Origin of the sequence: Paracidovorax cattleyae, from assembly GCF_900104515.1 — a bacterium.
GTDB classification, from domain to species: domain Bacteria; phylum Pseudomonadota; class Gammaproteobacteria; order Burkholderiales; family Burkholderiaceae_C; genus Paracidovorax; species Paracidovorax cattleyae.
Window position 1 is genome coordinate 13506 of sequence record NZ_FNJL01000004.1, and the last position, 11960, is coordinate 25465.

The 11960-nt window shown below is 71.5% G+C and carries 10 protein-coding genes and 1 pseudogene; 6 read left to right on the forward strand and 5 right to left on the reverse strand.

The window, feature by feature from the left end; translation table 11 throughout:
- Nucleotides 1-2 precede the first annotated feature (2 nt).
- From BLR05_RS27720 to BLR05_RS04015, 3 genes and pseudogenes are all read right to left on the reverse strand, one after another.
- Nucleotides 3-603 (reverse strand): annotated as a pseudogene (locus BLR05_RS27720) (iron-containing alcohol dehydrogenase); the annotation flags it as partial.
- Nucleotides 600-1481, reverse strand: coding sequence for an intradiol ring-cleavage dioxygenase (locus BLR05_RS04010; protein ID WP_092832521.1), 882 nt, complete (start codon nucleotides 1479-1481; stop codon nucleotides 600-602). The pseudogene BLR05_RS27720 and the gene BLR05_RS04010, both read right to left, overlap by 4 nt.
- A 28-nt stretch (nucleotides 1482-1509) precedes the next feature.
- Complete coding sequence (locus BLR05_RS04015; protein WP_092832522.1) at nucleotides 1510-2493, reverse strand: amidohydrolase family protein; 984 nt, start codon at nucleotides 2491-2493, stop codon at nucleotides 1510-1512.
- A gap of 280 nt (nucleotides 2494-2773) precedes the next feature.
- Between BLR05_RS04015 and BLR05_RS04020 the strand changes: the two genes are divergently transcribed.
- Both BLR05_RS04020 and BLR05_RS04025 read left to right on the forward strand, forming a co-directional pair.
- A complete protein-coding gene (locus BLR05_RS04020; RefSeq protein WP_092832738.1) occupies nucleotides 2774-4114 on the forward strand; it encodes an MFS transporter in 1341 nt (446 codons plus the stop codon).
- 85 nt (nucleotides 4115-4199) lie between these two features.
- Nucleotides 4200-5099 (forward strand): porin, encoded by a 900-nt coding sequence (locus tag BLR05_RS04025; RefSeq protein WP_244160041.1) that lies wholly within the window; start codon nucleotides 4200-4202, stop codon nucleotides 5097-5099.
- On the opposite strand, the gene BLR05_RS04030 is transcribed toward BLR05_RS04025, so the two are convergent.
- Nucleotides 5005-6192, reverse strand: a complete 1188-nt coding sequence (locus BLR05_RS04030) for a GGDEF domain-containing protein (RefSeq protein WP_092832523.1) — start codon at nucleotides 6190-6192, stop codon at nucleotides 5005-5007. The two genes, BLR05_RS04025 and BLR05_RS04030, sit on opposite strands and share 95 nt — an antisense overlap.
- A gap of 17 nt (nucleotides 6193-6209) precedes the next feature.
- Nucleotides 6210-7691, reverse strand: a complete 1482-nt coding sequence (locus tag BLR05_RS04035) for an AMP nucleosidase (RefSeq protein WP_092832739.1) — start codon at nucleotides 7689-7691, stop codon at nucleotides 6210-6212.
- Nucleotides 7692-7756: 65 nt separating this feature from the next.
- Here BLR05_RS04035 and dbpA point away from each other — a divergent pair, with 65 nt between their 5' ends.
- From dbpA to BLR05_RS04055, 4 genes are all read left to right on the forward strand, one after another.
- Nucleotides 7757-9193: an ATP-dependent RNA helicase DbpA gene (gene dbpA / locus BLR05_RS04040; protein ID WP_092832525.1), complete on the forward strand. Its 1437-nt coding sequence runs from the start codon at nucleotides 7757-7759 to the stop codon at nucleotides 9191-9193.
- A gap of 116 nt (nucleotides 9194-9309) precedes the next feature.
- Nucleotides 9310-10050 carry a GntR family transcriptional regulator gene (locus tag BLR05_RS04045; protein ID WP_092832740.1) on the forward strand — a complete coding sequence of 247 codons (741 nt, stop codon included), beginning with the start codon at nucleotides 9310-9312 and terminating at the stop codon, nucleotides 10048-10050.
- Between the two features lie 23 nt (nucleotides 10051-10073).
- Nucleotides 10074-11099 (forward strand): tripartite tricarboxylate transporter substrate binding protein, encoded by a 1026-nt coding sequence (locus BLR05_RS04050; RefSeq protein WP_092832526.1) that lies wholly within the window; start codon nucleotides 10074-10076, stop codon nucleotides 11097-11099.
- Between the two features lie 5 nt (nucleotides 11100-11104).
- Nucleotides 11105-11923, forward strand: coding sequence for an amidohydrolase family protein (locus BLR05_RS04055; protein WP_092832741.1), 819 nt, complete (start codon nucleotides 11105-11107; stop codon nucleotides 11921-11923).
- Nucleotides 11924-11960 lie beyond the last annotated feature (37 nt).

Here is an 11960-nt window from a genome sequence, read left to right on the forward strand (position 1 = left end):
CCCTATGCGGGCGGTCTGCCGTGGAATGCCGCGTCCAGCAGTCCGCGCAGCGCCGCCCGTTCCAGGGGCCGCGGATTCGGATACGGCTGCGCGGCGGCCAGTTCCGCCGCCCGGTCGAGGCCGGATTCCGGCATGCCGATCTCCCGCAGCGACAGCGGCGCGCAGTGCGTCTCTGCGAGCCGGTGCAAGGCCAGGGGCGCGTCGTCCGCGCCCAGCGCACGCGCGATGCGCTCCATGGCCTGCGGGGCGGCGGCGGCCTTCCTCGGCCATCAGGGCCGCGACCGGGTTGCCGTCGTGGGCGTACAGGCCTTCGCAGGCATGGGCGATGGCGTTGAGCGTGCTGGTCGCCGTGAGCGGCAGGGGCAGGGTGAGCGAGAGCGTGGGGTCGTACACCACCGTGCGCGGCAGCGCGCGGGCATCGCGGCCGGTCTTTTTCAGGCCGGCCTCGGTGATGCCGTAGATCGGCGTCGCCTCGCTGCCTGAGTAGGTGGTGGGCACCGCGACGATGGGCAGGCCGCTTTCCAGGGCGATGGCCTTGCCCAGGCCGATGGTCGATCCACCGCCCACCGCGAGCGCGCAGTCGGCCTCCATGGCCGTCCTCACGGTGCCTGTGGGGCGGGGGCCGCGGGGTTCAGCACGAAGTCGTAATCGAGCGTGTGGAAGGGCGTGTCCATGCGGGTGCCGTCGGGGGCCGTGCCGGGGCCGTGGGGCTGCCAGTCGGCCACCAGGGACGAGCGCACGCCGAACACCGCATCCGACTCCAGGTACTCGTCGCCCGCGCGGAACACGTGGGTGACCAGCGTCTCGTAGCCCGGCGCCTGGATCATGAAGTGCAGGTGCGCGGGCCGCCAGGGATGCCGCCCCGTGCGTTCCAGCAGCTGGCCGACGGGCCCGTCGTGCGGGATGGGGTAGGGCACCGCGAGGATGGAGCGGAAGTGGTAGCGCCCGTCCGCTGCGCTGGCCAGGCGGCCCCGGCCTTCGGCGTGGTCCAGGCCCGGGCGCTGCACGTCGTAGGTGCCGTCCTCGTCCGATTGCCATACGGCGATGGTGGCGCCGGCCACCGGCTCGCCGCCGATGCCGCGCACCGTGCCGCTGACGAAGCACGGCTGCCCACGGGCGCCGTTGGCGATGTCGTCGCCATTGCGGCAGGCGGGCGCATCGGGCACGTAGAACGGGCCGAAGACGGTGGCTTCCGTGCAGCCCGCAGGGCGGCGGTTGTTCTGCGCCGTGACGAGCGTGGACAGGCCCATGACATCCGAGAGCAGGATGAATTCCTGCCGCCGGTCGTCGGTGATGTGCCCCACGCGCGTGAGGAAGTCGATGCCCTGCGCCCATTCGGCCTCGGTCAGCTCCACCTCCCTCGCGAAATCGTGCAGGTGCCGTACCAGGCTGTCCAGCACCCGGCGCAGGCGCGCATCCTGCGTGCCGGCCTGCACCTTCAGCACGGCCTGGGTGATGGTCCATTCGTCGATGTCGATCATGGGGGCCTTCCTCGCTGTGTGTCGTGTCTCAACCCTGCGGCAGCCTGAAGAGCGACAGGGCGTTGGTGCGGCCGATTTTCAGGCGGTCGGCCTCGCTGATGGCAGCACCGTCGAACCAGTGTGCGGCATGGTCCACGTTCTCGAAGGGCCAGTCGGTGGAAAACAGGATGCGGTCCGCGCCCACCTCGAGCAGCGCATCGATCAGCGTCTGCGTGCGGAAGTTGCCCGAGGTGGTCAGGTAGAAATTCTCGTGGAAGTAGTCGCACAGCTTGCGCTTCGCGGGGTAGCCCTTGGGCATGTCCACCCAGGCGTTGCGGTGGTCCACGCGCCACATGTTGTAGGGCAGGCCTTCGCCGAGGTGGCCCAGGATGATCCTGAGCCCGGGGTGCCGGTCGAACAGGCCGCTGGCCATGAGGCGCAGCGCGTGCACGGCGGTCTCCTGCGCGAACGCCCAGGTGGGGCCCATCAGCCAGGGGTGGCCCTGGTAGATCTGCGCCCAGCTGGCGATGGGGTTGCGCGGGTGCAGGTAGAAGGGCGCGTCCAGCCGTTCCACGGCGGCCCAGAAATCGCCGTACTGCGGCGCGTCGTAATAGACCACGTTCCCGGGCGTGCCGACCTGCGAGAAGCCGTTGACCAGCGCGCCGCGGAAGCCCGGGTCCTGCATGCAGCGCTCCAGCTCCCGCGTGGCCAGGTCGGGGTCCTGCATCGGCAATGCCGCGAAGGCCTGGAATCGGTCCGGCCGGCGGGCCACCTGCTCGGCCAGGAAGTCGTTGGCGCGCACGGCAATCTCCACGGCCTTCTGCGTGTCGGGGATCGCCTGCACGGCAGGGGCGTTGAGCGACAGGATCATCATCTCCATGCCGTTGGCGTCCATCTCGCGCAGCCGCCGCTCGTGGATGTCCAGCAGGCGCAGGCTCAGTTCCTTCCAATAGTCGCCGGGCACGAAGCCGGCCGAATCCTGCAGCGTCTCCGGAATGGCGAAATGTTCTTCCAGGCCGATCTTTCCCTGCATGGGGTGTCTCCTTTGCCGCGCCTGCGGGCGCCGTGTGATGGATAAGTGCATGGAATGTAGGGAGCGCTGGCCTGCGGGTCGAACGAAATTCCGTGATAGCGCGCATTCACCAATCGCATGGGGCCGGGGTGCCCCGGCAGGCGGGCACCGCCCCATGGGAAGACCCGCCCCATCATTTCCGGGGCGCATACAGGACATCCTGAAAATGCGTTGGACCCGGCGCTTTGCCGTGCAGAAGATCGGCGGGAATTCCAAGGACAACGCAGCGGAGACAACGGACGTGCGACCTATCGACCTCCACCAGCTGGCGGACACCGCCCGCTTCAACCGGTTCCACGCACTGGTGCTTTTCTGGTGCGCGCTGATCATCGTGTTCGACGGCTACGACCTGGCCGTCGTCGGCATCGCCCTGCCATCGATCATGGCCAAGATGGGCGTGGACGCCACCCACGCGGGCTTCATGGTGAGCTCGGCGCTGTTCGGCATGATGTTCGGCGCCATCCTGCTGGGGACGGTGGCGGACCGCATCGGGCGCCGCTGGGCCATCGTCATCTGCCTGGCGCTGTTCAGCGTCTTCACCGCGGGGGCCGGCCTGGCGCAGGGGCCGGTGTCGTTCAGCGCGATGCGCTTCCTCGCGGGGCTGGGCATCGGCGGCGTGATGCCGAGCGTGGTGGCGCACATGACGGAATACGCGCCCAGGAAGATGCGCGCCACCCTGGTCACGCTGATGTTCAGCGGGTATGCGCTCGGCGGCATGCTGGCGGCGCTGCTGGGCAAGGGCCTGTTGGAGAGCTATGGCTGGCAGTCGGTGTTCTTCGCCGCCGGCCTGCCCCTGCTGCTCGTGCCCTTCATCCTGAAGTCGCTGCCCGAGTCCATGCCGTTCCTGCTGGCCCGGGGACGTACCGATGAACTGCGGCGGATCGTCGCCCGGCTGGACCCGGGCTACACGCCGCAGGACGGCGACCGCTTCACCATCCCCGCCCACGAGAAGGCCGCCGCGGCGCCCATCCGCCAGCTGTTCAGCAACGGCCGGGGCTTCAGCACGGTCATGTTCTGGATCGCGTTCTTCATGTGCCTCTTCATGGTGTTCGCGCTCAGCTCATGGCTCACCAAGCTCATGGCCGGCGCCGGCTACAGCCTGGGCTCGGCGCTGAACTTCGTGCTGGTGATGAACATCGGAGCGGTGGCAGGCGCGGTCGGTGGCGGATGGCTGGCCGACCGGCTCCACATCAAGTACGTGCTGGCCGGCATGTACGCGCTGGCAGCGGTGTCGCTCACGCTGCTGGGGCAGCCGGCCTCCACGCCCGTGCTGTTCGTGCTGCTCGGCCTGGCGGGCGCTTCCACCATCGGCACCCAGATCGTCGCGAACGCCTATGCCGGCCAGTTCTACCCCATGGCGGTGCGCGCCACGGGCCTGGGCTGGGCCCTGGGCATCGGCCGCAGCGGCGCCATCCTGGCGCCCATCCTGATCGGCATGCTCGTGGGCATGCGCCTGCCGCTGCAGCAGAACTTCGTCGCCATCGCGATCCCCGCGGTCATCGGCATGGTCGCTGTGCTGCTGATCCAGCACGGCCGGTCGGCGGCGGGCCCCATGCCCCGCGACGCGCTGCTGTCGAAGTGAGCGACCCATCCATCCCACACTCCACAGGAAAACGATAGGAAGCCTCCGGTCTTCGCCGCCGCCGTACTGGGCCCGTGCCGCCTGGGTGGGGCTCGCATCGGCCACGGCGGGGTCCGTCCGCCTCGGCCGCATCCCCATCGCCGGTTTCCAGCAGGCCGTGCGGTTCAACCCCTTCGGGGATTCGGCGGTGCTCAGTCCTTTCCTGCTGCACAACTACCTGCCCAGCCCGTCCCAGTCCCTGATGGCGTCCGACGGATTCCTCGATTCCGGCTGGAGCGATTCGGTGGCCTACACCAGTCCTTCCTTCGCCGACGTGGCGGCCAGCGCGCAATACGCGGCCCGCGAGGATTCGGGCGCCGGCCGGCGGCTGGGCCTGGGCGCGATCTACGGCGCGCCCGCGTCGACATTCTCCCTGGGGGTCAGCTACGAGAAGACCGGCGGCGCCGCGGCCACGTTCCCGCGCCGCAATCCGGTGTCCGATCCTGCCGCGGGCGTGGTCACCCTGCGGGACTTCACCAGTAGCACCGTGGGGGCCAGCGACGACTTCGGCGCCGTCAGGCTGTTCGGCCAGTACCGCCACGCGCGCCTGGAAGGCACCGGGGGCAAGGTCCGCCTGGAGACGGCCCAGCTGGGTGCCGCGGTGCCCCTGGGCGCCGGCAAGGTGCTGGCCAGCGTGGCGCGCACGGAGAAGACCGAGGCGTCGTCGCAGGACCAGAACGCACCTCGGTCGCGCTCGGCTACGACCACGGCCTGTCGAAACGCACGGACGTGTATGTGGCGACCCTGTTCGACAAGGCCTCCGGCCTGGACCGCGGCACGACGCTGGCCATGGGCATCCGCCACCGGTTCTGACCGTGCGGCCGTCGCGGCCGTCGCGGCGGCGGGCGCGCTCAGTCCGGCGCGCCCGCCGCCGGGTTCTGCACCTGCATCCGCCCGCGCCCCGCACGCTTGGCCTCGTAGAGGGCGGCGTCGGCGCGCGCCATGAGGTCCGCGAGCAGCGGTGCGACGGCCACGGGGCCGGGGGCTGGCAGGCCGGCTTCCAGCGTGGCGGCCCCGGCGCTGTAGCCGACCGGGAATCCCAGGGCCTGCGGGCTGTCGGCGGCCAGCCGCGCCCGCAGCCGGCGGTCGAAGCTCTCGGCGGCGCGGTCGCCCGGCGCATGCGCGAGCAGCACGGCGAATTCCTCGCCGCCGATGCGGCCCGCCGCGTCGCCCGTGCGCGTCGCGTCCTGCAGCAGCCGCGCGAAGAACGTGAGCACATGGTCGCCCGTGCCGTGCCCATGCGTGTCGTTCACACGCTTGAAGTGGTCCACGTCCAGCATCACGGCGGTGACGCGCAGGCCATGCTGCAGCGCATGCGCCAGCAGCGCGCGGCCCCGGGCGTCGAAGCCGCGCCGGTTGAGCACGCCGGTGAGCGCATCCGTCTTGGCCAGTGCGCGCAGCTTGTCCTCGGCCTCGGTGCGCCATGCGACGAGCAGCGCCACCGTGCCCAGCACCAGTGTCACGTTGGCGGCGACGGCGGCGGCGATGTTCACCGGGTGCGGCGTGCGAAAGCTCGGGTAGGCGTCGGTGAAGGCACCGAGCACGCCGCGTGCGCCCGTGAAGCCGGCCATGGCGACGAGGCAGGCGCACAGCAGCAGGCGCCAGTGCCGGGGCGACGGCCGCCAGGGCGCGAGCGTGGCCCGCGCCACGGTGGCCAGCAGCACGGCCAGCAGCAGGTTGGCCCAACCCACGCGGAAGGGGTAGCTGCCGAAGCCGAGGGTGTAGCCGAGTGGTATCGCGGCGACGAGCCAGGGCAGCCACCGCCGCCCCGGGCGCGGCCCCAGCCATTCCTGCAGCGCGGTGAACAGCGACCACTGGGCGGCCGCCGCGCTGGCGATGGAGAGCGTGGACAGCGCCTGGTCCCACAGGTGGGAGGACGCGATGATCGCCGCCCAGGAGGCGGCCTGCAGCACCACGCTGGCCTGCGCGAAGCGTGCCGCCCGGCTCACCTCCCGCCCCATGATGAGCGGCAGGGCGATCGAGAGCATCAGCAGGTTGGTGGCCGTGACGGCCAGCAGCGTGGCGAAATCCAGTGCCATTCCGCCGCAGCGCCCTGCTACTGGAAAGCGACTTCCGCGAAGCTGCGCAGCTTGCGACTGTGCAGCCGGCTCACGCCGCCGGCGCGAAGGATGTCGATGGCGCGCATGCCGATGCGCAGATGCTGGTCCACGCGCTCGCGGTAGAAGTGGTTGGCCATGCCGGGCAGCTTGATCTCGCCGTGCAGCGGCTTGTCGGACACGCACAGCAGCGTGCCGTAGGGCACGCGGAAGCGGAACCCGTTGGCGGCGATCGTCGCGCTTTCCATGTCCAGCGCCACGGCGCGGCTCTGGCTGAAGCGCCGCTGGGGCATGTTGTGGGGCAGCAGCTCCCAGTTGCGGTTGTCGGTGCTGGCCACGGTGCCGGTGCGCATGATGCGCTTGAGCTGGTCCTCGGGCACCTGGGTCACGTCCGCCACCGCCTGCTGCAGCGCGAGCTGGATCTCGGCCAGCGCGGGGATCGGCACCCACAGGGGCAGTTCCTCGTCGAGCACGTGGTCCTCGCGCACGTAGGCGTGCGCCAGCACGTAGTCGCCCAGCTGCTGGCTGTTGCGCAGGCCCGCGCAGTGGCCCAGCATCATCCAGGCGTGCGGCCGCAGCACGGCGATGTGGTCGGTGATGGTCTTGGCGTTGGACGGGCCCACGCCGATGTTGACCATGCTGGTGCCGCTGCGGTCGGCGCGCACGAGGTGGTATGCGGGCATCTGCGGCAGGCGCGGCGGCGGCGAGCCGAGGTCGTCGCCCGCCTCGGCGGGCAGGCCGGTGCGGCGGGTGACCACGTTGCCGGGCTCGATGAAGGCGACGTACTCGCTGTCGGGGTTCGCCATCTCGGCATGGCCCAGGCGCACGAATTCATCGATGTAGAACTGGTAGTTCGTGAACAGCACGAAGTTCTGGAACCACTCGGGCGCGGTGCCCGTGTAGTGGCGCAGGCGGTGCAGCGAATAGTCCACGCGCGGCGCGGTGAACAGCGACAGCGGCTGCGCCTCGCCCGCGCGCGGCTCCCAGGTGCCGTTGGCGATGCCGTCGTCCATGGCGGCGAGGTCGGGCAGGTCGAACACGTCGCGCATGAGCATGCGGCGCTGGGCCGACAGGGTGCCCTCGATGTGGTCGTGCTCGGCGAACGAGAAGTGGATGGGGATGGGCTGGTTGCTGATGCCCACTTCCAGTTCGACGTTGTGGCTGGCGCGCAGCAGCCGGAACTGCTCGGCGTAGTAGCGCGCGAACAGGTCCGGGCGGGTGAGGGTGGTCTCGTAGCGGCCCGGCCCCTCCACGAAGCCGTAGGCCAGCTGCGTGGCAGCGCGCGCCACCGTGGTGGTCTGCACCCGCACGAAGGGGTAGAAGGCCCGCACGTGGCCGTTCGGCGTCTCGCCGGCCACGAAGCGCTGCATGGCGTTTCTCAGGTGGCCGATCTGCTCCTGGTAGATGCGCTGGACCTGGGCCAGCGCGTCGGCGGGATCGGTGTGGAAGGTGGGCTCTGTGAATTCTGGTATTTGGGCCATGGGCGTATTGTCCACGCCCGCCGCATGGCGTGCCCGGGAAAGGGCCGGGCCGGGATAATCGGGCGATGCAACCCTCCCCTTCCTCCCCGGCGCCCCAGGCCGCCGCCGCGGCATCCGCAGGCTTCGACGCCCTCGGGCTCGCCCCCGAGGTGCTGGCCAACCTGCGCCAGCTCGGCTACGACCGCATGACGCCCATCCAGGCCGCCAGCCTGCCGCCCGCGCTGCTGGGCCGCGACCTGATCGCCCAGGCCAGCACCGGCAGCGGCAAGACGGCCGCCTTCGGCCTCGCGCTGCTGGAGCGCCTCAATCCCCGCCGCTTCGCCGTGCAGGCGCTGGCGCTCTGCCCCACGCGCGAGCTGGCCGACCAGGTGGCGGCGGAAATCCGCCGGCTGGCCCGCGCGCAGGAGAACATCAAGGTGGTCACCCTGTGCGGCGGCGTGCCGCTGCGCGGGCAGGTCGCGAGCCTGGAGCACGGCGCGCATGTCGTCGTCGGCACGCCCGGCCGCGTGATGGACCACCTGGAGCGCGGCACGCTCGACCTGGACGCGCTGGCCACTTTCGTGCTGGACGAGGCCGACCGCATGCTCGACATGGGTTTTTCCGAGGACATCGCCCAGGTGGCGCGACGCTGCCCGGACACCCGCCAGACGCTGCTGTTCTCGGCCACCTATCCCGAAGGCATCGAGCGGATCGCGCGGCAGTTCATGAAGGATCCGCAGCGCATCGTGGTGCAGGCCCAGCATGCCGCGGGCAAGATCGAGCAGCGCTGGTACGAGGTGAAGGAGCGCGAGCGCCTGCATGCCGTCTCGCAATTGCTGAACCATTTCCGGCCGGAATCCGCCATCGCCTTCTGCAACACCAAACAGCAGTGCCGTGACCTGGTGGAGGTGCTGCACGCGCAGGGCTTCAGCGCCCTGGCCCTGCACGGCGACCTGGAGCAGCGCGACCGCGACCAGGTGCTGGTGCAGTTCGCCAACCGCAGCTGCAGCGTGCTGGTGGCCACCGACGTGGCCGCGCGCGGCATCGACATCGCCGGGCTGCAGGCCGTGATCAACGTGGACGTGGCGCCCGATCCGGAAGTGCACATCCACCGCATCGGGCGCACCGGCCGTGCCGACGCGGAGGGCCTGGCGCTCAGCCTGGCGAGCCTGCCGGAGATGGGCCAGGTGGGCCGCATCGAGGTGCTGCAGGGCCGGCCGTCGGAGTGGCATCCGCTCTCCGGCCTCACCCCCGCGCCGGGCGGGCCGCTGCAGCCGCCCATGGCCACGATCCAGATCATCGGCGGCCGCAAGGAGAAGATCCGCGCGGGCGACGTGCTGGGCGCGCTCACCGGCGAGATGGGCTTCACCCGCGAGCAGGTGGGCAAGATCAACGTGAACGACTTCTCCACCTACGTGGCGGTGGAACGCAGCGTGGCGCGGCAGGCCGCGCAGCGGCTCTCGTCCGGCCGTGTGAAGGGCCGCAGCGTCAAGGCGCGGCTGGTCGAGGACGGCGACGCCTGACGCTTCCGCCCCGGGCATCCTGCCGCGGGGCGGTCCCGTGCACGCCCTGAGGGTTTGCCCTGCCTCCAGTGAATGAGCGGGCGATTTAGACTTCCAGTCATCTAGAGGAGTAAATGATGTCTGAAGTGATCGCGCTGGATACCGCAGGCCAGCCGGGCCTCGCGCGCTATGCTGCGCTCGCGGAAACCCTGCGCCGCCGCGTGGTGCGGGGCGAATGGCCTCCCGGCTCCGCGTTGCCGGCCGAGCAGGCCCTGGCGGCCGAGCACGGCGTGGCGCTGGGCACCCTGCGCCGGGCCCTGGAACTGCTGGTGGAGCAGGGGCTGATCGAGCGCATCCATGGCCGCGGCACCTTCGTGCGCAGCGGGATCGCGGGTGCCTCGATGCTCCGTTTCTTCCGCTTCGGCGAAGGGCCGGCGGGCGTGCCGGCTTCGCGCATCCTGTCGCGCCAGCGGGCCGAGGCCCCCGGTGCCGTGGCCCGGGCCCTGGGCCTGGCCGCCGGCGAGAGCGCACTGCGCCTGCAGCGCCTGCGGCTGGTCGATGGCGAGCCCTGCCTGCTCGAGCGGATCTGGCTGCCGCTGGACCTTTTCGCGGCGCTGGAGGAGGGCGATCCACAGGACTGGGGCGACCTGCTCTATCCCTTCTATGCATCCCGGCTGGGTGTGCACGTGCACCGCGCGGTGGACGAGATCGGCTTCGCCGCCCTCACCGCGCCGCAGGCCCAGGCGCTCGGGCTGCAGGCCGGCCATCCCTGCGCCCTCGTCACGCGGCGCGCCATGGACCTGTCGGGCCGCTGCGTGGAGTGGCGCGCCACGCGCGGCGATGCCCACGCATTCCACTACACCGTCACGCTCGTGTGACACAGCTCCCGGAGACTGCCCCCATGACCGATTCCTCCCTGCCGCCCGCCGGCCCCGTCCCCGCCGGGCGGCTTTCGCGCCGCGGCATCGTGCTCGGCGCCGCGGCCGGTGCGCTCTGCGCTCCCTGGGGCGCCAGCCGCGCTGCGCCTGTCGCGGGCGGCCGCCCGGTCACCCTGGTGGTGTCCTACCCCGCCGGCGGCGGCGCCGACCTCATGGCCCGCATCATCGCGCCGCGCCTGGGCGAGGCCCTGGGCCAGGGCGTGGTGGTGGACAACAAGCCCGGGGCCAGCGGGCAGATCGCGGGGGCCTTCGTGGCGCGCTCGGCGCCGGACGGCGCCACGCTGCTGGTGGACGCTTCGTCGTTCGCGGTGAACCCGTCGCTCTATCCGAAGATGGCCTACGACTCCGACAAGGCCTTCACGCCGCTGGCGGTGCTGGCCACCTTCCCGAACGTGCTCGTGTGCTCGGCGGATTTCCCGGCGCGCACGGTGCTGGACGTGGTCCGCATGGCGCGCGAGCGCCCCGGCGACATCGCCTATGCCTCGTCGGGCAACGGCTCCGCGCAGCACCTCGCGGGCGCCTTGTTCGAGCAGCGCGCAGGCGTGAAGCTCTCGCACGTTCCCTACCGCGGGGGCGGCCCGGCCATGAACGACGTGATGGGCGGGCAGGTGCCGCTGTTCTTCGCCAACGTGGCGTCCGCCCTGGGCCACATCCAGTCCGGCAAGCTGCGGGCGCTCGCGGTGACGGCGCCGGTGCGCGCCCGCTCGCTGCCCACGGTACCGACCATGGCCGAGGTGGGCGTGCCCCAGTACGAGGTGCTGGAATGGAACCCCGTGCTGGCGCCGGCGGGGCTGCCGGCAGACACCCGCGGGACGCTGGTGGGCGCCATCCGCAAGGCGCTGGCCGATCCCGAGGTGCTGGCACGGGTGCGCGCCCTGGGGGGCGACGTGTTCGCCGATGCCTCCCAGGCGAGCGCCGGGAAGTTCATCCAGGCGCAGCAGGCACAGTGGGCCCAGGTGGTCCGCGAGCGCAGGATTTCGGTGGGATGAGCCACATGTCTGGACTTTCCTCCCCGGCACCCGGTGCGGCGGAGGCCGGGCGCTGGGATGCGCATGTGCACGTGTTCGATGCCGGGGCTCCCGTGCAGCCGGGCCACTACCGTCCGGCACACCAGCCGCTCGCGCGCATCGAGGCACTGGCCGCCGCCCGCGGCGTGGGCCGCCTGGTGCTGGTGCAACCCAGTGTCTATGGCACCGACAACGGCGTGATGCTGGCGGCGCTGGCCGGTCGCCCCGGCGTGCACCGGGGCGTGGCCGTGGTCGATCCCTCCATCGCCGACGCGGAGCTGGATCGCATGCATGCCGCGGGCGTGCGCGGCATCCGCTTCAACCTCGTGTCGCCCGTGGGCAACGGCCCGCAGGACCTCGACGCGCTCGCGCCGCGCCTGCGCGAACGGGGCTGGCACGTGCAGTGGTACGCCCATGCCGCCGATCTCGAACGCATCGCTCCGTGGCACGAGCGCAGCGGCCTGGGCTGCGTGCTCGACCACCTGGCGGGCCTGCATGCCGAACTGCCGGCGCAGGACGCGGCCTGGAACCACCTGGACCGCCTGGCCGGCCTGGGCGCCTGGGTGAAGCTGTCGGGCTGGTACCGGCTGCGCGCCCAGGCCCCCTACACGGCGCTGCGCGCGCACATCGAGCGCGTGGCGCGCCGCATGCCGCAGCGCATGGTGTGGGGGTCGGACTGGCCGCACACCGCTTTCGCGCCGGACCGGCTGCCGGACTACCCCAGCGTGTGGGCCCCGGTCGTGGAAGCGATCGGCATCGAGGCCGCCGAAGCGGCGCGGCAGCGGGCCGGGGATCTCTACGCCTGAGGGCTGCGGGCCCGGGTGACATGTCTCTCGGGCAGAA